Origin of the sequence: Ureibacillus yapensis (assembly GCF_003515775.1) — a bacterium.
Taxonomy (GTDB): Bacteria; Bacillota; Bacilli; order Bacillales_A; family Planococcaceae; genus Ureibacillus; species Ureibacillus yapensis.
Genome location: NZ_QWEI01000004.1, coordinates 100,460 through 120,271 on the forward strand (window position 1 = coordinate 100,460; position 19,812 = coordinate 120,271).

Consider the following 19,812-nt stretch of genomic DNA (forward strand, 5'->3'; position numbering starts at 1 on the left):
GATAAGATTAAAATATATTGAATGATCGGTTTGAAAGGGAGTATCGTAAATGGTTGAAACCAATGTGGAAGTCAAATTGAAATCTGGTTTACAGGCAAGACAAGCGGCGTTGTTCGTGCAAGAAGCGAACCGTTTCAAATCAGAAGTTTACTTGCAAAAAGATGAAAAGAAAGTCAATGCCAAGTCCATCATGGGGATCATGAGTTTAGCTATTGCAAGAGGTACAACGGTTACATTAATTGCTGAAGGCAAGGACGAACAAGATGCAATTGACGGTCTGTCGGCGCTCATCCAGAAAGCTGAATAGTGTGGGATATAATGTAAACGCTCGCAAGAAGGGATGCCTCACGATTCAATGAGGTGTCCTTTTTTCAGATTGAGGCCGGATGAAGGTATGACTTTTTTAGATTGGTTATACTAATTACAAAAATTATACAAAGGATGCGATTATGTGAATACTGAAATTATATATACAGTAAGTGAACCGATTGAAAAGAATAGAGAAACCTATCCAGCCATTTTTCTAATGCACGGAATGGGAAGCAATGAAAATGATTTGCCTGCTATTGTTAAGGAAATGGAAAAAGATTATTACATATTTAGTTTAAGGGGGCCACTTAGTCAAGGACCGGGTTATGCCTTTTTTACGATTGAACGAATTGGCAAACCACATGAAGAGCCGTTTCGAAGAATTTTAAAGGACGTACAAACTTTCCTGGAAGAAGCGACAAAACATTATCCAATTGATCCACAAAAGATCTATTTACTTGGATTTAGTCAGGGTGCCATTTTGAGTCAATCTTTGGCAACAATTTTAGGAAATCAACTAGCGGGAATTGTTTCAATAGGCGGGTATTTGCCTGAATTAGCTTTAGAAGGGCGAAACAAAGTAGATATGAATGGGTTGCAAGTTTTACTTGCCCACGGAGAACAGGATCCTGTGATTCCTTTTGAATGGAGCGAAAAAAGTAAGGACTTTTTTGAAACTGAGGGAGCCCAAGTGAAATACTTTCCTTACACCGGAGGCCATTTTGTCACTCCGCAACTGGTGGAAGAAATTGAAGAGTATTTTCACAATACAAATAAATAACTACAAAAAGGGTGATGAAGGAAAAATTCCTTCATCACCTATCTTCTTGTCTTATTTATCTTCTAAACGTGTAATGATATTGTCGATTAGACCGTATTCTTTCGCTTGTTCAGCTGTCATGAAGTTATCGCGGTCTGTATCTTTTGCGATGCGCTCCAATGGTTGTCCAGTACGCTCGGATAAAATCTTGTTTAATTTATCGCGTAAGAATAGAATGCGTTTTGCCGCAATCTCGATTTCAGTTGCTTGCCCTTGAGCGCCGCCTAATGGTTGGTGAATCATAACTTCTGCATTTGGCAATGCAAAACGTTTGCCTGGTTCACCCGCAGTAAGAAGGAAAGCACCCATTGATGCAGCCATTCCGATACAAATCGTTGAAACTTGAGGCTTGATGTATTGCATTGTATCGTAGATCGCCATACCTGCAGTAATGGATCCGCCTGGTGAGTTAATATATAAAGAAATGTCTTTATCTGGATCTTCGGCTGCCAGGAATAATAATTGTGCCACGATGGAGTTTGCTACATTATCATCAATGCCACTGCCAAGCATGATAATGCGGTCTTTTAAAAGACGGGAATAAATGTCGTACGCACGTTCTCCGCGGTTAGTTTGTTCAATAACTGTAGGAATTAAATTCATTAGTAAATCCTCCTTAAAAAGATTTAGTCGATTGCTCTTTTGCTAAAAGTTTCTTTTTAGCTTTAACCATATCATACACAGAATAGTCAAGGAAGGTCAAATATAAACCACCGACCTTTTAAAAAAATGGAAGCTGCCTTCTTACTATTCTATGAAAATGGAGCATAATAAAAGTAGTAAAGACAAAAAAACTTTAAAATCAAAATAAAAACCAAAATTTTGTTGAAATCCTTTGTATACATTTGTATAATAGAAAAGTCGTATTTATATTTGACGAGATGTTAAAAAAAACATACAATAGCAGAAGACAAGCAATTTATAAAATGTCCTCGTGGTGTAATGGATAACACTGGAGATTCCGGTTCTCCCGCTGGGGGTTCGATTCCCTCCGAGGGCGCCATTTTACTGTCTTAAATATAAATATGAATAAGCTATACCTTCCTGGGATTATTAGTAATAGCAGCCTAATACTTCCAGAGAGAATGAAAAAATGGGGTAAGATGTAATTACTGTACCAATTTATTTTATCCCAAATTCATTCTCTTTAAACTATCATTACCAATTTCTCATATAAATTTTTTATAAGTCCAGATATATTGCGTTTAATTTTAGTTTGAGGTAATAAATAGATATAAGGGTGTCTCCTGAACGATGGGGGACACCCTTTTTGTGTTTGAACGCTTGCTTGTCTTGACCGAGCTATCGTGTCTGCGGATTGAGGTTGTCTAATCGAGTGTTTTTCGTTGGTCGTCTGTAAAACGTTGCCTTAGAAGCGATCTAATCGACCGTTTTTCTACGAGCACCCCTAAAACGAGTGATTAGAATCAATCTAATCGACCATTTTTCCACGAGCAGCTCCAAAACGGGCCATTAGAAGTAATCTAATCGGCCTGATTTCCGTAAGCACTGTCAACTGGAAGGAATGACCATGGTGGTTGGTAGCGCATGAGATGGGGTTTGCCCGTAAAGTGGCCAAGTCGTGTGGTGTACATGGATGGCAAAGTAAAAAATCCATTTGATGCTCCAAACATCGAATGGATTTTTTGTGTCTAGCTCCAGCGCCCAGCCCCTCGAGTCGCTTCAGTCCCTCGGTCGAAAGCGGGAAAGATGCTTTCGATTCGGGCCTTCCGCCGCACATGGATGTGCAAGTGCCGACAATGCCACACGATGTGGCGTTATTGTCGGCCAGCGCTTGTCGGGGCTAACCAGGGCGCTTGCGCTTTTCAAATTAGTTCGGCATGTCTTTCGCTTTGTCTGCCTGACCGTACATATTTAGCATTGCTTGCATGTCTTGTGGGGCAAGTTGCGGAATTTGGTAATCGCCTCTTTGGTTTTGGTAAAGAGATATTTCGTATGCCATCTCAATGCAGTTTTGAATGGAATCTTGCAACACGCGGCGCACGACTGGGTTAGTTGCTTCAAGTGCAGCCGTTGTTTTCCCTGTAGCAAGTGTTTTATGGCAGCTTAAAAGGGCACCGGAAATAATGGAATCATCAATTTCGTTTGCAGATGTCATTGGTTTTTTAGGCTGGCCAGGAGTTAAGCCATATTTTGAATCGTTGCCCATTTGCATTTTGTATGAACGCGTTGGGTGGCTTGGATCTTGTCCTGTTTTAAAACATTCCGCAGTAATATTGTATTCGTCTAACATGAATGCATATTGGCGATCTAAAATGTTTAATAATTCTTGGTCTTTTACATGAGGACGGTAGAAAATAAATGCATTCAACGCACCGATCGAAGCGCTAAGCACTTCATGAACATCCAATACTTCATGTGCCCCATGGTTCATGGATAGCGGCATATTGCCTTGAGTCGTTTGAGATTGGTTAAACATTTGATTGTTTTGCTCCATATTCAATATTCCTCCTGCAAATTTAGTGTACAAAGTCGTACGGCATTAGTTTGCGTTATTTGTTAGTTGATTATTCAACGAAATTTTGCGATGCTAGGAAGGAGAAAGCTCGGGAGGGAAATTTATGAAAGTTCACTTTTATTCGAGGCCGGATTGTTCATTATGCGAAGAAGGGCTAAGATCGCTCAAGTTAGTCCAAGAAGAAATTCCATTTGAAATTGAAGTGATTAATATCGAAGAAGATGAGGCATTGCACGAAAAATATATGGTCATGATTCCAGTTGTGGAAAAAGAGGGGGAAGTCATCCAATATGGCATCCTGGATTATGCAAGTCTTTATGAATCGCTGCAATAGTTAAAATTATTTGTACAAATGAAAATAAAAATGTATACTCAACATGTAAATTATTTTTTTGATTGTTGTGGGACAAAAAATAATCAGTGGGACAAAAAGTACCCAACGGAAGGTGTGCAATTTGAAAGAACATCAACCAGAACAATTGCTTCAACAGCTTGTTCCTGAACTTTCTGCAATCTTTCAGTTAAGGTATCGGATATTGCAGACAATCGCCGTTTCGGGACCGATTGGACGACGAACGATATTGGAAGTGCTGAATATCACCGAGCGGACGGTTCGCAATGAAACAACTTTGTTGAATAATCAGAATTTAGTAGAAACCACACAAAAAGGAATGATTTGTACACCGAAAGGGTATGAACTCCTTGAGGGACTTAAAGAAACATTCCAGCAAATTTCAGGCTTAAGTTTCAAAGAGAAAAAACTAAGCGAAATATTGGGGATTAAGAAAGTCATTATTGTACCGGGCGATGTGGATATAGATTCCAGCATTAAACAATTGCTGGGAAAAGAAGCATCGGAGTTTTTGACAAATATCGCCGGGAAAGATGACATTGTCGCAGTGACAGGAGGCAGTTCAATTGCTGCTATGGCCAATTTCCTATCGCCTGTAAAATCGCTGGGTACCCTCACATTTGTGGCGGCAAGAGGAAGTCTAGGCAATGAGTTGAATGTAGAAGCCAATACGCTGGTTACGAAATTTGCATCGCAATGCGGGGCGCAAAGCCGTACGTTGTTCTTGCCTGAAAACCTAAGTGAAACGGCATATAATGCGATGATTCAGGAGCCGATGGTAAAAGACATTTTAAATCTTTACGAACAAACGAATATCGTCATTCATGGCATCGGATCGGCACAAGAGATGGCGATTAGACGTCAGTCAAGCGAATCCATTATCGAACGATTGCGCAATGAAAAAGCGGTAGGCGAAGCATTCGGTTATTATTTTGATGAAAATGGCGAAATTATATACCGAATCAATACAATCGGCATCCAGCTCGAGCAAGTAAAGGACAGTCAAAACATCATCGCTGTTGCAGGCGGTTCCACAAAAGCAAAAGCCATTTTGGCGTATTTCAAAAAAGATGCAGCCAAACAAACTGTTTTGGTAACAGATGAAGGGGCAGCAAATGGTATTTTAAATTAAAATCCCATGCCTAATCGACACAAGAAATTGGCCGATTGCATGGTTAAATTATTATTTCTAGGCAAAACTGTTATAGGCCTATAATTAATCAATATATATTCTGGGAGGAATTTGATATGGCAATCAAAATTGCAATTAACGGGTTTGGACGAATTGGGAGATTGGTTTTTCGCGAGGCAATCAACAACAGTGAATTTGAAGTGGTTGCAGTAAATGACCTAACCGATGCACATCAACTTGCTCACCTGTTAAAATATGATTCCGTTCATGGCGTTTACAGCGGAGAAGTTCAATCTGAAGAAGATGCTTTCATCGTAGACGGCAAAAGAGTGAAAGTGTTATCTGAAAAAGACCCTGCAAATCTGCCATGGGGCGAACTGGACATCGATGTTGTAGTAGAATCGACTGGTCGTTTCCGTTCAATGGAAGAAGTATCAAAACATGTTCAAGCGGGTGCAAAAAAAGCGATTTTATCTGCTCCTGCCAAAGGTGAAATGCCAACATACGTGATGGGCGTTAACCATACAGAATATAACGGATCAGAAAATGTTATCTCTAATGCATCTTGTACAACAAACTGTTTGGCTCCCGTGGCGAAAGTATTGGATGAGAGATTTGGCATCAATCGCGGATTAATGACAACAATTCATTCCTATACAAATGATCAGCGCATCCTGGATTTCCCGCACAGTGACCCAAGACGTGCCCGTGCCGGTGCTGTATCAATGATCCCGACAACGACTGGGGCAGCGGTGGCTGTTGCAAAAGTTCTTCCACATTTAAAAGGAAAACTTGACGGGTTCTCAATGCGTGTTCCAACGCCAAACGTATCATGTGTTGACCTTGTTGTTGAATTAGGAAAATCCGTAACTGTAGAAGATGTGAATAATGCGTTAAAAGAAGCAGCAAGCGGCGAACTAAAAGGAATTCTGGATTACAATGAATTGCCATTAGTGTCGATCGATTATAACGGAAACCCTCATTCATCGACTGTGGATGGATTATCAACAATGGTCCTGGAAAACAACCTGGTAAAAGTTCTTGCATGGTACGATAATGAAATCGGCTATTCTAACCGCGTATTGGATTTAGCAAAATATATCCAATCTGTTTAATGTGTCATACTGATTCGCGTTAAATGCGATTCGAAGCTTTATTTAATATGGCATATTTCGCTAAACGTGTAGAAAAAGTATAGCCTTTATAATTATTACCATTTATAATAATGAAGGGTAAAAGAAAGCGATGGATCTCAGACCCATCGCTTTTTTTAGCAAGAACGTTAAAAACGTCTTATCGTGGGTATATATGTAAGATGTAATAAGAGACGCTTACTATCTTGCTTTTTAAGGTTTTAATGGCATCAAAGATAAGGCGAATCGCAACACAGTTTGTAGGAGGGTTTTCTTAATGTTTTCAAAGAAGACGATGAATGATGTAGAGGTAAAAGGTAAACGAGTATTTGTACGTGTGGATTTCAATGTGCCGATGGAAAACGGCGAAATCACGGATGATACACGTATTCGCGCAGCCATTCCAACAATTAAACAACTTGTCGATTCAGGGGCAAAAGTGATTTTGGCTTCTCACCTGGGTCGTCCAAAAGGGGAAGTAAACGAGGAAATGCGTTTAACGGCAGTCGGCAAACGCCTGGCGGAACTGATTGGACAGCCCGTAACCAAATTGGATGAATCCATCGGAGAAGAAGTAGAAACAACAATCGCCAACATGAATGAAGGAGACATCGTCCTATTAGAAAATGTTCGCTTCCATAAAGGGGAAGAGAAAAACGATGAAGAGTTATCAAAATCTTTTGCGAAATTGGCCGACCTTTATGTCAATGATGCATTTGGGGCAGCCCACCGTGCACATGCTTCCACAGAAGGAATCGCTAAATACGTACCTGCTGTGTCAGGGATATTGATGGAAAAAGAACTGGATGTTTTGGGAAAAGCTCTATCCAATCCTGAAAGACCGTTCACGGCCATTATCGGCGGCGCAAAAGTAAAAGATAAAATCGGCGTCATTGAAAATTTATTGGATAAAGTTGATCACTTGATTATCGGCGGCGGACTGTCTTATACCTTTACAAAAGCGCAAGGCTACGCCATCGGTAAATCATTGGTGGAAGAAGATAAAATCGAATTGGCAAAAGGATTTATCGAAAAAGCGAAAGAAAAAGGCGTTCAGCTTCATATGCCTGTCGACGCAGTGGTGGCAAACGAGTTTTCAAAGGATGCCGAAAGCAAAGTGGTCAATATCGAGGACATTCCGGAAGATTGGATGGGACTGGATATCGGACCGAAAACGGCAGAACATTATGCCAACATCATCAAAGAATCAAAACTGATCATTTGGAACGGCCCAATGGGTGTGTTCGAGATGGACAAATTCGCAAATGGTACCAAAGCGGTGGCACAAGCCATGGCGGAAACAGAAGGCTACACGATTATCGGTGGAGGCGATTCGGCTGCAGCAGTTGAAAAATTCGATGTTGCACAGAAAATGAATCATATCTCTACAGGTGGAGGAGCTTCACTTGAGCTGATGGAAGGAAAAGAACTTCCAGGCATTGTGGCGCTAAACGATCAATAAGGAGGCAATTTCATGCGTAAACCCATCATTGCTGGAAACTGGAAAATGTTCAAAACATTTGACGAGGCAGTAGAATTTGCAGAAAACGTACGCGAAAAAGTCCCATCGGAAGAAAAGGTTGATGCCGTCATCTGCGCGCCCGCGATTTATTTGCCAACATTGGTTGATATTGCGGCGGAAACGGACTTGGCAATCGGTGCACAAAACATGCATTTTGAAAACGAAGGAGCCTTCACGGGAGAAATCAGTCCTTCCCAACTTGCCTCCATACATGTAGATTACTGTATTATCGGCCACTCGGAACGCCGCGAGTATTTCAATGAAACAGACGAAGCGGTAAATAAAAAAGTAAGAGCGGCATTAATGAACGGAATTGTGCCAATCATTTGCTGCGGCGAAACATTGGAAGAACGTGAAAGCGCTAAAACGGAAGAAAAAGTAGCTTCCCAAGTGACGGAAGCTTTGGAAGGGTTTTCGCCGGAAGAAGTTAAACACATGGTCATTGCGTATGAACCAATTTGGGCGATTGGAACCGGCAAAACGGCCACTGCAGATGACGCCAATGCAGTTTGCGGCAAGATTCGTGAAGTGGTGGAAGGCTTGTATGGTGAAGAAACAGCCAGTACAATCCGAATCCAATATGGCGGCAGCGTAAAACCTGAGAATATTGAAGAATTGTTATCAAAAGAACATATTGATGGCGCCCTTGTTGGAGGAGCCAGCTTGCAAGCGGATTCTTATTTGGCACTGTTAAATCAAGCAGCCAAATAAAACCCTTGCCTTTATAAATGCTAGTGGCGCAGTACAGCATTTGAACTGCGCCATGTGAAATTGATAAAAATTAATGGAGATGTAAAGGAAAATGCCTAAACAACCTGTTGCATTAATTATTTTAGATGGCTTTGCATTGCGCAACGAGACGTTCGGTAATGCAGTGGCACAGAGCAAGAAACCAAATTTCGATCGCTATATGTCCGAATATCCTCATTCCACATTAATCGCAAGTGGCGAGGCAGTTGGGCTCCCGGACGGTCAAATGGGGAATTCGGAAGTGGGCCACTTGAACATTGGTGCAGGACGCATCGTTTACCAAAGTTTAACGCGAATCCATAAATCGATTCGAGATAATGATTTTTACAAAAACGAAAAGTTCCTGGCGGCAGTCGAGCACGCAAAAGAAAATAATTCTAAACTGCATTTGATGGGCTTGTTATCGGACGGCGGCGTTCATAGCCATTATGAGCACCTTTTTGCTTTGCTGAAACTGGCAAAGTCAAACGGCCTAGATGAAGTCTATGTCCATGCATTCCTGGATGGGCGCGATGTGGGCCCGACAACGGCAATTGGCTACATAGAAGAGACTGAAAAGCAGATGAAAGAAATCGGTGTTGGTAAATTCGCTTCCATTCATGGCCGCTATTATGCAATGGACCGCGACAAACGATGGGAACGAGTTCAGTTATCCTACAATGCGTTGGTGGATGGAATTGGGCAAACCGCAGCTTCTGCCAAAATCGGGGTTGAGTCTTCCTATAGTCGTGAAGTGACGGATGAGTTTGTTATTCCTTTCGTTATTACGGAAGAAGGGAAGCCGGTTGCCACAATCGATACGAACGATGCCGTGGTGTTCTTTAACTTCAGGCCGGACCGAGCAATCCAGCTTTCAACCGCTTTTACAAATGATCAGTTTATCGGTTTCAAGCGTTCTGAAAAACATCCGAAAAACTTGAAATTTGTGAGCTTCACTCATTACAGCGAGGATGTAAATGCAGAAGTGGCGTTTGAAAATGTGGATTTGGTGAATACTGTCGGTGAAGTGATTTCCAGAAATGGATTAACGCAGCTTCGTATTGCCGAAACCGAGAAATACCCGCATGTTACTTTCTTTATGAGTGGCGGGCGCGAACAAAAATTCCCGGGTGAAGAACGGATCTTGATTGCTTCGCCTAAAGTCGCTACATATGATTTAAAACCTGAAATGAGTGCTTATGAAGTAACAGATTCTTTGGTTGCCGAAATTGAAGCAGACCGTTTTGATGCCATCATTTTAAACTTTGCCAACCCGGATATGGTCGGACATAGCGGCATGCTGGAGCCAACCATCAAGGCGATTGAAGCGGTGGATGAGTGTTTGGGAAGAGTGGTTGATGCCATCCTGGAAAAAGGCGGAACGGCCATTATTACAGCGGATCACGGCAACTCGGATGAAGTAGTTACGCTGGAAGGGCAGCCCATGACAGCCCATACAACAAATCCTGTTCCGGTGATTATCACCAAAAATGATATTTCAATGCATGACGGCGGAATTTTGGCGGATCTTGCGCCAACTATGCTAAAATTACTAAATATAAAGCAACCTCAGGAAATGACAGGAAAACCATTATTTGAAGATTTGAAATCATCCAGCTTGCTTTAATCCTAAATCTGAATGATTTTAATAAAAATTAATCTGCAACTAACATTAATGAACTTAGACTAAGTACGCCACTACTTGCGCGCAACGTCTAAGTGACCTGCATTGTGCAGGCCTATCAAATTTGAATCATAAAGGAGAGTTCATTATGCCATTCATTACACAAGTTTACGCTCGCGAGGTTTTAGATTCACGCGGTAATCCGACAGTTGAGGTTGAAGTATTTACAGAGTCCGGGGCATTTGGCCGTGCGATTGTTCCTTCGGGTGCATCAACTGGAGAATATGAAGCGGTTGAATTGCGCGACGGCGACAAATCCCGCTATCTGGGTAAAGGTGTTTTAAACGCAGTAGAAAACGTGAACACAGTGATTGCCGAAGAATTGGAAGGGAATTATTCCGTTCTTGATCAAGTGGTCATTGACAAAGCTTTAATCGAACTAGATGGTACTGAAAATAAAGGGAAACTGGGAGCAAACGCAATCCTTGGGGTTTCTTTGGCAGTAGCACATGCTGCGTCAGATTACCTTGACATTCCTTTATATCAATATCTTGGTGGGGTGAATGCGAAACAACTGCCGGTTCCAATGATGAACATTTTAAATGGCGGTGCGCATGCGGATAACAACGTGGATATACAAGAATTCATGGTCATGCCTGTAGGTGCGGAAAGCTTCCGTCATGCCCTTCGCATCGGCGCGGAAATTTTCCATAGCTTAAAAGCTGTATTAAAAGATAAAGGCTATAACACGGCAGTGGGCGATGAAGGTGGATTCGCACCAAACCTTGGTTCAAACGAAGAAGCTATCACGGTGATCTTGGAAGCGATCGAGAAAGCCGGCTACAAGCCTGGCGAAGAAGTTCGTTTGGCAATGGACGTTGCATCTTCCGAATTATTCAACAAAGAAGATGGCAAATACCATTTGAGCGGGGAAGGCGTAGTGAAAACATCCGAGGAAATGGTTGATTGGTATGAAGAGTTGACTTCTAAATACCCAATCATCTCCATTGAAGATGGTTTGGATGAAAACGACTGGGCTGGCCATAAATTACTGACAGAACGTATCGGAAAACGCGTTCAATTAGTTGGGGATGACCTATTCGTGACAAATACAAAGAAACTTGCTCAAGGAATTGAGCAAGGCGTAGGCAACTCCATCCTGATTAAAGTAAACCAAATCGGTACATTAACGGAAACGTTGGATGCGATTGAAATGGCAAAACGTGCTGGCTATACAGCCGTGATTTCCCACCGTTCTGGCGAATCAGAAGATGCAACAATTGCGGACATCGCGGTTGCAACAAACGCTGGCCAAATCAAAACGGGTGCTCCTTCCCGTACGGACCGCGTTGCAAAATACAACCAATTGCTTCGAATCGAAGATCAATTGAGCGCAACAAGCCAATACCTTGGATTACAATCATTCTATAACTTAAAATAAATGATCAACTAAGCGAATTAAAGCCTCTAATTTATAAAAGTCTCATCACTTTTATAGATTGGAGGTTTTTTGTGCTGTTAAATGTTTCCTCATTTTAGCAAGTTTTGGTTTGTTCTCTTGTTCGCTCCTTTGAAATGTATGATAATGGAATTAGCCACAAAATATGAAAGGGCCGAATATGAATGATCATCAACTATCACGTATTGCGACGGCTTTGGACTCAATCGCTGCAGAATTGAAGAGCAGCTATGATTTAAAGGAAAACTATCATCCTATTACGCCCCTTGTAAATGAAAGATTAAAAGAGATTGCCGGTGAAAACGAGCCATTCGAGCCGGCAATGGCAAGATTATTACTCCAATAAGCCAAGTGATTTTTAGTAAGCATGCAACAGGAAGAGCGGAGGAACTATGAAAAAATTTTTAATTACACTATCGGTACTTGTCGTCATTTTAGCCCTCGGTACAGGAATCTACTATCTAAGTCAATTTTTGAACCAGCCTACTGAAGAAGAAATCCAGTCAGCTCAGGAGGAAATTGACGAACAATTTAAAACGGCAGAAGCGAACATGCCGGAAGGAGAAAGACTTGATTTACAAGTTGAATTTCCCGACGACATGGAAGAGTCTCGAATGATCACGATTATTCACCAAATGTCCCATCAAAAAGTGAAAGCAAGCGACAAATGGGGACAATACCAAATCACCCAAGAACGTGTAAATCGTTTGCTTGAGGTTGCTAAAAGGAATCAACCAGCTTATAAACACGGCAATGTGTATGTGGATATTTTGGGGAAATGGTCGGAAGGCGATTTTTCTAAAGCAGATGAACACCATAATAAGGTTTGGGCTATTTTAGGTGGAAATGTGGGCCAAGCAACGGGATTACTATCACCTGTCGAGGAAAAGGCCTATATTGAAAAGCATTTTAAAAGTACGTCAACCGAAGAAATGAAAAAGAATGAGCAAGATGAGGGAGAATAGTATTCCCAAATCAATTTTCTAAATAAGCCTAATTGGTTCTTACAATCTCTTAAACTGGGTTCTAAATCTTAGAATCCGGTTTTTTGCATAAGAAAAGCTATCCCCACGTGGAATGAGGATAGCGAGTGAAGCGTAAATTATTTTGCGAATTTCACCATTTCTTCAGAGACGAAGAATTTTTTATCATTATAAACGGCTACTGAGTTAAATTCGCGAGTATTTGGGTTATTGCCTGCTACTTCAACTGTCACGATATTTTTGTTTTCAGGAATTTTAACTACACGCTTGTTTTTAGTTGCAACAAATACTGGGTTGTTTTCATCCGTTTTATCGATTGTTGTTGTATAGCCTGCTTCTTTGAATGCAGCTTCTGCATCAACAAAGATATCGTCAGTTAATTCGCCTAAATCAAAGCCCATTGCTTTTGCCATTGTATGAGCAAGATCCGTGTTTTCCACCAATCCAGTTGGCTTTGCAGGTCCGTAAGAATATAGGAATACATCTTCACCAGTGTGGCCACCTGTTGTAAATCCGATATTAGCGCGGTTAGCAAGCAATTGAGAAAGTGTTGAGCCTAATTTTTTGCTATTTTTTAATGCATCTAATTCTTCAGCAGTCAGATCTTTTAAACCATAAGCTGCCGCCACTTCTTTAATGTTGGATTTGTCTTCGTTAAGCAAGCTTAAAGCACCTTCAACTGTCATTGTCGCTTTTTTTAATGGGTCAATGTAAGCTGAAACTGGTGTTTCGTCGTAATTAGAGTCTGTGTTTTTGTTTCCGATTGAAATACCGCTGTTGCCATGGTCAGTTACAGCGATAACCAATGTCTCTCCATCTTTTTCAGCAAATTCCAATGCTTCCGCTACTGCATCATCAAATGCAAGGAAATCAGAAATCATACCGATTGGATCATTAGCGTGTGCTGCCCAGTCAATTTTACTTCCTTCAACTGCCAAGAAGAAACCGTCTTTATCTTCACTTAAAGTGTCGATCGCTTTTTCTGTCATTTCAGCTAGGGAAGGTTGTTCCGGTTTTGTTTCTTTACGATCAAACTCATAAGCCAATGCACTTGGTGCAAAGCTGCCCCATAGTTTATCGGAGTCTGATTTCAATAGCTCATCACGAGTTGTCACATAATCATAATCTTTCTCTTCAAGAACAGTCAGAAGGTTTTCGCCATCTTTACGCGTTTTGTGTAAAGAATCAGATCCGCCGCCAAGGACAACATCGATATTTTGGAAGACTTGTTGTTCTCCGATATCGTTATAGTTTGAACGGCTTGGTGCATGAGCAGAGAAACCGGCTGGTGTCGCGTGCTGGATTTCGGAAGTGGAAATAATACCTGTTGCGCGGCCTGTTTGTTTAGCGCCTTCCAATACATTTGCTACAGGTTTAAAGTGGTCTTCTTCTGCTACCGGCTCAACACCTGGAGTCGTTACAACGGATGGCAGCACACCAACATAACCACTGTTCGATTTATTGCCTGTTCCCAAAGCTGTACCAGCTGGGCCGGAGTCAGTAATCGCCGATTCCGCGGAATATGTGCGAACTCCTCCAGTTACAATGTTATCCAATGCCAAGCTGTCGCCTTTATACCAGCGAGCAAGTGTACTCACCGTACTGCTGCTTCCGTCCATTACTAGCATAATGACATTTTTTGCTTCACCATTTTTGTTGTTTGGTGCTTTTTCTTTTGCATTCGCATCAGACATTGTTGCAAATCCGATTGATGATAGAGCAAGTGTTCCGACTAAAGCTGCCGAAAGCCATTTCTTTTGAATTGTTGGCATGATCCATCCTCCTAAATTGTTTACTTACAAGTACCATACTAATAGCCGAATCTTTAGAAATAGTTTCAAGAATGTAAATTTATATTAAGACAGTCTAAATATTATATTAATTGCTATTATTTTGATGAAAACTAGGGAAAAGAAAAAGTTGAATTTTAATATATTTCGTCTAAAATGATAAAAATCTAGGATGCAAAAAATCGGGAAATAGGTTTATGATGGTTATAGCCAGTGCAAACAGAAGGAGGAATATTGTGCTCAAAATTTATGGAATCATGGCGTTTACAATGTTTTTATGGGGCATCAATCTTGCTCTTTTAAAACTTTTGGTACTGGATATTCCGCCGATCGTCATGCAGGGAACAAGAATTTTTGTAGCGGGCATCTCATTATTTCTCATTCTATTAATCATGAAAAAGAAAATAATCTATAAAGAAATGCCTTGGAAGCTTGTTTTATTAGCGACTTTGCTGGGTGTCATCGGGCATCACTCCCTCTTGGCTGCCGGGCTGCAACAAACAACAGCCATTAAATCTTCCCTTATATTAGGCTTGGCACCTTTAATTACGGCAATCATTGCAGTTGCCACAAGATCAACCTCGCTAACCAAATTAAGATTCTTTGGATTTGTCATAGGGTTTATTGGAATTTCCGTAGCGGTAGTAGAGGATGCCTCGGCTATAAGCGGTTTTGGATTGGGCGATGGTTTAGTGTTAGGGTCAATTATCGTTCAAGCATTCAGCTTTTTTGTCATTCGGCAGATTACGTTAACAATCCCGCCGCTTGTGCTTACAGCGTATTTGCTGACAATCGGCTCGTTTATCATGCTGCTTTACAGCTTAGTAGTTATGCCAGAATCATTTGCAGCGTTTACAACACTTCAACCTATTATGTGGGGCATATTTTTATTTTCGTCTATTCTCGCGACCGCAGTTGGGCATAGTTTATATAATTCGATGATCAAGAAAATAGGCACTGCAGAGACAGCGATTTTCACGAATTTAAGTACCATCTTCGCATTAATCGGAGCCGTCGTGATTTTAGGTGAACCGCTGCATGCATCACAAATCTTTGGCTGTTTATTGATTATTGTAGGGGTATTGATTGGAACAGGCGGAATTGAAGAATGGATTCGGGCGAGAAAGCTAAAAAACCAGCCCCAAGAACAATATGAAGGAAGTTAAAGAGGTATCCTATTTTTAGGCAGTAAAAATAGCGTTGAAAATCAAATTCTGCTCGATTATTGTATCTTCAACCTATTTTTGCTATACTGTAGCTTGTTGGCAAACAGGAAAGTTGTTCTAACTTTCTTATTTGCATAAGCGCAACAAGGCTTATCACCTCAAAAAGCTTGGCGATAAGTCAAGTTTTCTAATGAAGTTTCTATATCAGGAGGTGGAGTTATGCACACATTGTTATTAACATTATTGATCATCGTAAGCGTTGCCTTAATCGTGCTGGTCTTACTGCAATCTAGTAAAAGTACTGGTTTGTCAGGTGCCATCTCGGGTGGAGCTGAGCAGCTTTTCGGTAAGCAAAAAGCAAGAGGAATGGAATTGGTTCTACATAGATTAACAATCGTACTTGCTGTTTTGTTCTTTATTTTAACTTTGGCCATCGTGAAAATTTAACTAAAACATTGAATCCAACGCCTAACCGAAGCATGGTTAGGCGTTTTCATTTATAATAGGGGAGAAAATTATGTATATAAATGAATAAGTTGGAGGAATTCTCAATGCGCAATGCACAGTTGAAACCGTTTTTCTTCGAAGCAGGAAAGCGTGCGGTTTTATTATTACATGGATTTACCGGCAGCTCTTCCGATGTTCGCATGCTTGGCCGGTTTCTTGAAAAAAGGGGCTATACCTGTCTTGCTCCACACTACAAAGGCCATGGCGTTGCCCCAGAAGAGCTGATTACAACAGGACCGGACGAATGGTGGGCGGATGTTGTGGAAGCATACAATACATTGCAGGAGAAAGGCTATGAAGAAATTGCCGCCGTTGGGTTATCGTTGGGCGGCGTATTTTCATTAAAGCTTGGTTTAAACAAGCCTGTAAAAGGAATTGTAACTATGTGTTCCCCCATGACCATGCGCACGACGGACAAAATGTTCCAGGGCGTGCTAAAGTATGCAAAAGATTATAAGCGATTTGAAGGTAAAGGTGAACAGGAAATTGAACAAGAAGTAGAGGCGATTCGTGCAAAAGGAATGCCTTCCTTGCCCGAGCTGCAGCAGCTCGTTCAGGATGTTCGCAGCGAGCTGGATTTGATTTATGCACCGTTATTGGTGGTACAGGCAAAAAATGATGAAATTATTGACCCTCAATCCGCTCATATTATTTATGAGAATAGTGAATCCTTAAATAAACACATCAAATGGTTCGAAGAGTCGGGGCATGTGATTACATTGGATAAAGAAAAACAGCAATTACATGAAACGGTTTATGAATTTTTGGAATCCCTCGAGTGGGAACAAGAATGATCAAACTTAAACAGCATGCTTAGTATTGCAAAAAGGAGGGAAAATCATGACCCAAAAAAATGAATTACAAGAACGAATACTGGATTTATTGAAGCAAGATGATTATAAACCGATGAAGGTCGATGAAATTGAAGAAGTCCTTGGGCTGGAAGAGGCGGAAGAGTTCAAGCAATTGATCAAAACACTTGTCCGTATGGAAGATGAAGGGTATGTCGTGCGCTCCCGTTCCAACCGCTATGGACTGCCGGAACGAATGAACCTGTTAAGAGGGAAATTTATCGGCCATGCCAAAGGGTTTGGCTTTGTAACGCCGGAAGAGGCAGGGATGGATGATATTTTTATCCCGCCTCACGAAGTAAACGGTGCATTAAATGGCGATATTGTACTCATTCGCGTGTTGAAGGAAACATCGGGTGACCGCCGGGAAGGTACGGTCATCAAGGTAATTGAACGCAGCCAGACGACTTTTGTGGGTACATATCAAGCAAATAGAGGGTTTGGCTTTGTTGTCACGGATGATAAAAAATTAAACATGGATATTTTCGTGACGAAAGAAGATTCCCTTGGCGCGGTGGATGGACATAAAGTCGTGGTTGAAGTCACAAATTGGCCGGATGAAATCAAATCCGCAACCGGCATAATCACAAAAATCCTGGGGCATAAAAATGATCCTGGTGTCGATATTTTATCGATCATCTATAAACACGGCATTCCGCCGGAGTTCCCGCAAGCAGTGGTGGACGCTGCAGGGGAAGTGCCGGATGAAATCACGGAAGCTGATTTGGTTGGCCGCCGCGATTTACGCGACCAAACGATCGTAACGATTGACGGCGCCGATGCGAAGGACTTGGACGATGCCGTGACCGTGACAAAAAATGAAGACGGTACGTATAAGCTAGGCGTTCATATTGCTGATGTGAGTTATTATGTGAGAGAAGGTTCATTGATTGACCAAGAAGCTTATGACCGAGCAACGAGCGTTTATTTAACGGACCGCGTAATTCCGATGATTCCGCATCGTTTATCCAACGGCATTTGTTCCTTGAACCCACAAGTGGACCGTTTGACATTATCATGCGAGATGTTGATTGACCAAAATGGACGCGTGGTGGAGCATGAAATTTTCCAAAGTGTAATCAAAACAACGGAGCGTATGACGTATACGGATGTTTATAAAATTTTGGAAGAAGATGATGAAGAACTGCTTCATCGCTACGAAAAGCTTGTGCCGATGTTTAATCATATGGCGGAATTAGCGGAAATTCTAAGAAATAAACGTATGGAGCGCGGTGCCATCGACTTTGACTTTAAAGAGTCGAAAGTGTTGGTGGATGAAGATGGCTGGCCAACGGATATCGTCATTCGCGAACGTACGGTTTCCGAGCGCTTGATTGAAGAATTTATGTTAGCTGCCAACGAAACGGTTGCCGAGCATTTCCACTGGATGAATGTTCCGTTCATTTACCGTATCCACGAAGATCCAAAACCGGAGAAATTGCAACGATTCTTTGAATTTGTGACAAACTTCGGCTTGGTGGTAAAAGGATCGGGGAATTCGGTGCATCCAAAGGCAATGCAGGAAATTATTAAAGCGATTGAAGGAATGCCGGAAGAACCGGTCATTTCGACAATGTTGCTTCGTTCCATGCAACAGGCGAAATATTATCCGGAATCCATTGGCCACTTTGGGTTATCAACGGATTTCTACACACATTTCACTTCTCCGATCAGACGTTATCCGGACTTGATTGTACACCGCTTGATCCGCACGTATTTGATTCAAGGGGATGTGTCGAAGGAAACGACGTTCAAATGGGCGCAAATCATGGATGAAATCGCGGACCATACATCGGAACGCGAACGCCGCGCGGTCGATGCAGAACGTGATACGGATGCGTTGAAAAAAGCGCAATACATGTCCGATAAAATTGGCGAAGAATTCGTTGGGATGGTGTCATCCATTACGAATTTCGGTATTTTCGTCGAGCTACCAAACACGATTGAAGGGCTTGTGCATATTACCAACATGACGGACGATTATTATAATTTTGATGAACGTCAAATGATCATGATCGGTCAGCGTACAAATCGTCAATTCCGTATAGGCGATGAGGTGAAGGTTCGCGTCGCAAATGTTATTATAGAAGAGTCCTCCATTGATTTTGAAATCGTCGATATGGTGAAATCATTTGGCGGAACGCGTAAAGCAGCGCCAAAAGTCATCCATGCCGGTCGAGCAGGCAAAGAGGGCCGCCGAGTAAAAGAAGGCGATGACAAAGGAAAAGGCCGACGCGGCGGAAGAGATCGGAATGGTTCTTCTAGTGAATCGGGTCGATCTGGCGGCCGCAAAGTAAAACAAAAGCAGAAGTTTTACGAAGGCGTAGCCAAAAAATCGAAGAAGAAAAAACCAAAACGAAAATAAAAGGTTTAACCCAAGTGCGTTGAAAAGCGCACTTGGGGTGTTGTTTTTGATTCCAACCTCTCTATGAATGAGTTTGGAATGTGAAAGATTGTGAGGTGTCGCTCTTGGCAAAGGGAACAGGAAAAGTATTAGCGCAAAACAAAAAAGCAAACCATGACTACTTTATTGAAGAAACGATCGAAGCGGGCATGGTGTTGCAAGGAACAGAAATCAAATCGATCCGGGCAGGTAAGGTCCAGCTGAAGGATTCGTTCGTTCAAATTCGGAATGGTCAAGCATGGATTTCCAATATGCATATCAGTCCATATGACCAAGGAAATCGTTTTAACCATGATCCATTGCGCGTTCGAAAATTATTGCTGCATAAAAAGCAAATCAGTGAATTATTAGGTCGCACGAAGCAAGAAGGGTACACGATTGTCCCTTTAAAAATGTACATTAAAGACGGATATGCTAAGCTTTTAATCGGCGTGGGTAAAGGGAAGAAGAACTACGACAAGCGTGATGATTTGAAGAAGAAGGAAGCAAAACGTGAGATGGAACGTGCTTTCAAAGCGAAGAATCAGTATTAAGATTTAATTTGGTGAATTC

General features: G+C 41.7%; 20 protein-coding genes and 1 tRNA gene. 17 read left to right on the forward strand and 4 right to left on the reverse strand.

All coding sequences use genetic code 11. The features are described from left to right. Nucleotides 1-49 precede the first annotated feature (49 nt). Together D1B33_RS09605 and D1B33_RS09610 are read left to right on the forward strand one after the other, a co-directional pair. On the forward strand, nt 50-307 hold the full coding sequence (locus D1B33_RS09605) for an HPr family phosphocarrier protein (protein WP_118876174.1): 258 nt from the start codon (nt 50-52) through the stop codon (nt 305-307). A gap of 144 nt (nt 308-451) precedes the next feature. After that, on the forward strand, nt 452-1,090 hold the full coding sequence (locus tag D1B33_RS09610; protein ID WP_118876175.1) for an alpha/beta hydrolase: 639 nt from the start codon (nt 452-454) through the stop codon (nt 1,088-1,090). Between the two features lie 51 nt (nt 1,091-1,141). On the opposite strand, the gene clpP is transcribed toward D1B33_RS09610, so the two are convergent. Next, the gene (gene clpP / locus D1B33_RS09615; RefSeq protein ID WP_118876176.1) at nt 1,142-1,732 is read right to left on the reverse strand and encodes an ATP-dependent Clp endopeptidase proteolytic subunit ClpP; all 591 of its coding nucleotides are present in this window, start codon (nt 1,730-1,732) and stop codon (nt 1,142-1,144) included. Nucleotides 1,733-2,057: 325 nt separating this feature from the next. Here clpP and D1B33_RS09620 point away from each other — a divergent pair. After that, a tRNA-Arg gene (locus D1B33_RS09620) sits at nt 2,058-2,132 on the forward strand. Between the two features lie 429 nt (nt 2,133-2,561). On the opposite strand, the gene D1B33_RS18445 is transcribed toward D1B33_RS09620, so the two are convergent. Together D1B33_RS18445 and D1B33_RS09625 are read right to left on the reverse strand one after the other, a co-directional pair. Then, nucleotides 2,562-2,747, reverse strand: a complete 186-nt coding sequence (locus D1B33_RS18445; protein ID WP_158582955.1) for a hypothetical protein — start codon at nt 2,745-2,747, stop codon at nt 2,562-2,564. 213 nt (nt 2,748-2,960) lie between these two features. Continuing rightward, entirely contained in the window at nt 2,961-3,587 is a 627-nt protein-coding gene (locus D1B33_RS09625) for a spore coat protein (RefSeq protein WP_233549444.1), read from the reverse strand. 124 nt (nt 3,588-3,711) lie between these two features. On the opposite strand from D1B33_RS09625, the gene D1B33_RS09630 reads away from it, so the two are divergent. The 9 genes from D1B33_RS09630 (at nt 3,712) to D1B33_RS09670 (ending at nt 12,524) form a co-directional block, all read left to right on the forward strand. Next, nucleotides 3,712-3,942 (forward strand): glutaredoxin family protein, encoded by a 231-nt coding sequence (locus D1B33_RS09630; RefSeq protein WP_118876177.1) that lies wholly within the window; start codon nt 3,712-3,714, stop codon nt 3,940-3,942. A 121-nt stretch (nt 3,943-4,063) separates the two neighbouring features. Beyond that, complete coding sequence (locus D1B33_RS09635) at nt 4,064-5,092, forward strand: sugar-binding transcriptional regulator (RefSeq protein ID WP_199677391.1); 1,029 nt, start codon at nt 4,064-4,066, stop codon at nt 5,090-5,092. A gap of 116 nt (nt 5,093-5,208) precedes the next feature. Next, nucleotides 5,209-6,207 carry a type I glyceraldehyde-3-phosphate dehydrogenase gene (gene gap, locus D1B33_RS09640; protein ID WP_118876178.1) on the forward strand — a complete coding sequence of 333 codons (999 nt, stop codon included), beginning with the start codon at nt 5,209-5,211 and terminating at the stop codon, nt 6,205-6,207. A gap of 295 nt (nt 6,208-6,502) precedes the next feature. Then, on the forward strand, nt 6,503-7,687 hold the full coding sequence (locus tag D1B33_RS09645) for a phosphoglycerate kinase (protein ID WP_118876179.1): 1,185 nt from the start codon (nt 6,503-6,505) through the stop codon (nt 7,685-7,687). 12 nt (nt 7,688-7,699) lie between these two features. Further along, the gene (gene tpiA, locus D1B33_RS09650; RefSeq protein ID WP_118876180.1) at nt 7,700-8,458 is read left to right on the forward strand and encodes a triose-phosphate isomerase; all 759 of its coding nucleotides are present in this window, start codon (nt 7,700-7,702) and stop codon (nt 8,456-8,458) included. 91 nt (nt 8,459-8,549) lie between these two features. After that, on the forward strand, nt 8,550-10,103 hold the full coding sequence (gene gpmI, locus D1B33_RS09655) for a 2,3-bisphosphoglycerate-independent phosphoglycerate mutase (protein WP_118876181.1): 1,554 nt from the start codon (nt 8,550-8,552) through the stop codon (nt 10,101-10,103). 145 nt (nt 10,104-10,248) lie between these two features. Next, on the forward strand, nt 10,249-11,541 hold the full coding sequence (gene eno / locus D1B33_RS09660) for a phosphopyruvate hydratase (RefSeq protein WP_118876182.1): 1,293 nt from the start codon (nt 10,249-10,251) through the stop codon (nt 11,539-11,541). A gap of 178 nt (nt 11,542-11,719) precedes the next feature. Next, complete coding sequence (locus D1B33_RS09665; RefSeq protein WP_118876183.1) at nt 11,720-11,905, forward strand: hypothetical protein; 186 nt, start codon at nt 11,720-11,722, stop codon at nt 11,903-11,905. 46 nt (nt 11,906-11,951) lie between these two features. Further along, nucleotides 11,952-12,524 carry a DUF6241 domain-containing protein gene (locus tag D1B33_RS09670; RefSeq protein WP_118876184.1) on the forward strand — a complete coding sequence of 191 codons (573 nt, stop codon included), beginning with the start codon at nt 11,952-11,954 and terminating at the stop codon, nt 12,522-12,524. A gap of 137 nt (nt 12,525-12,661) precedes the next feature. Here D1B33_RS09670 and D1B33_RS09675 read toward each other — a convergent pair whose 3' ends face one another. Further along, the gene (locus D1B33_RS09675) at nt 12,662-14,314 is read right to left on the reverse strand and encodes an alkaline phosphatase (RefSeq protein ID WP_118876185.1); all 1,653 of its coding nucleotides are present in this window, start codon (nt 14,312-14,314) and stop codon (nt 12,662-12,664) included. 254 nt (nt 14,315-14,568) lie between these two features. Between D1B33_RS09675 and D1B33_RS09680 the strand changes: the two genes are divergently transcribed. The 5 genes from D1B33_RS09680 (at nt 14,569) to smpB (ending at nt 19,793) form a co-directional block, all read left to right on the forward strand. After that, the gene (locus D1B33_RS09680) at nt 14,569-15,498 is read left to right on the forward strand and encodes a DMT family transporter (protein WP_158582956.1); all 930 of its coding nucleotides are present in this window, start codon (nt 14,569-14,571) and stop codon (nt 15,496-15,498) included. Between the two features lie 219 nt (nt 15,499-15,717). After that, complete coding sequence (gene secG, locus D1B33_RS09685; protein ID WP_118876187.1) at nt 15,718-15,945, forward strand: preprotein translocase subunit SecG; 228 nt, start codon at nt 15,718-15,720, stop codon at nt 15,943-15,945. A gap of 104 nt (nt 15,946-16,049) precedes the next feature. Next, the gene (locus tag D1B33_RS09690) at nt 16,050-16,799 is read left to right on the forward strand and encodes an alpha/beta hydrolase (RefSeq protein ID WP_118876188.1); all 750 of its coding nucleotides are present in this window, start codon (nt 16,050-16,052) and stop codon (nt 16,797-16,799) included. Nucleotides 16,800-16,845: 46 nt separating this feature from the next. Further along, a complete protein-coding gene (rnr, locus tag D1B33_RS09695; protein ID WP_118876189.1) occupies nt 16,846-19,221 on the forward strand; it encodes a ribonuclease R in 2,376 nt (791 codons plus the stop codon). 104 nt (nt 19,222-19,325) lie between these two features. After that, a complete protein-coding gene (gene smpB, locus D1B33_RS09700) occupies nt 19,326-19,793 on the forward strand; it encodes an SsrA-binding protein SmpB (protein WP_118876190.1) in 468 nt (155 codons plus the stop codon). Nucleotides 19,794-19,812: the final 19 nt, after the last annotated feature.

Excerpts from the sequence above, each read along its gene's own strand:
- D1B33_RS09605 (WP_118876174.1), top strand. The coding sequence starts at position 50 with ATGGTTGAAACCAATGTGGAAGTCAAATTGAAATCTGGTTTACAGGCA.
- clpP (WP_118876176.1), bottom strand. The coding sequence starts at position 1,732 with ATGAATTTAATTCCTACAGTTATTGAACAAACTAACCGCGGAGAACGT.
- D1B33_RS18445 (WP_158582955.1), bottom strand. The coding sequence starts at position 2,747 with ATGGATTTTTTACTTTGCCATCCATGTACACCACACGACTTGGCCACT.
- D1B33_RS09625 (WP_233549444.1), bottom strand. The coding sequence starts at position 3,587 with ATGGAGCAAAACAATCAAATGTTTAACCAATCTCAAACGACTCAAGGC.
- D1B33_RS09630 (WP_118876177.1), top strand. The coding sequence starts at position 3,712 with ATGAAAGTTCACTTTTATTCGAGGCCGGATTGTTCATTATGCGAAGAA.
- gap (WP_118876178.1), top strand. The coding sequence starts at position 5,209 with ATGGCAATCAAAATTGCAATTAACGGGTTTGGACGAATTGGGAGATTG.
- D1B33_RS09645 (WP_118876179.1), top strand. The coding sequence starts at position 6,503 with ATGTTTTCAAAGAAGACGATGAATGATGTAGAGGTAAAAGGTAAACGA.
- tpiA (WP_118876180.1), top strand. The coding sequence starts at position 7,700 with ATGCGTAAACCCATCATTGCTGGAAACTGGAAAATGTTCAAAACATTT.
- gpmI (WP_118876181.1), top strand. The coding sequence starts at position 8,550 with ATGCCTAAACAACCTGTTGCATTAATTATTTTAGATGGCTTTGCATTG.
- eno (WP_118876182.1), top strand. The coding sequence starts at position 10,249 with ATGCCATTCATTACACAAGTTTACGCTCGCGAGGTTTTAGATTCACGC.
- D1B33_RS09665 (WP_118876183.1), top strand. The coding sequence starts at position 11,720 with ATGAATGATCATCAACTATCACGTATTGCGACGGCTTTGGACTCAATC.
- D1B33_RS09670 (WP_118876184.1), top strand. The coding sequence starts at position 11,952 with ATGAAAAAATTTTTAATTACACTATCGGTACTTGTCGTCATTTTAGCC.
- D1B33_RS09675 (WP_118876185.1), bottom strand. The coding sequence starts at position 14,314 with ATGCCAACAATTCAAAAGAAATGGCTTTCGGCAGCTTTAGTCGGAACA.
- secG (WP_118876187.1), top strand. The coding sequence starts at position 15,718 with ATGCACACATTGTTATTAACATTATTGATCATCGTAAGCGTTGCCTTA.
- D1B33_RS09690 (WP_118876188.1), top strand. The coding sequence starts at position 16,050 with ATGCGCAATGCACAGTTGAAACCGTTTTTCTTCGAAGCAGGAAAGCGT.
- rnr (WP_118876189.1), top strand. The coding sequence starts at position 16,846 with ATGACCCAAAAAAATGAATTACAAGAACGAATACTGGATTTATTGAAG.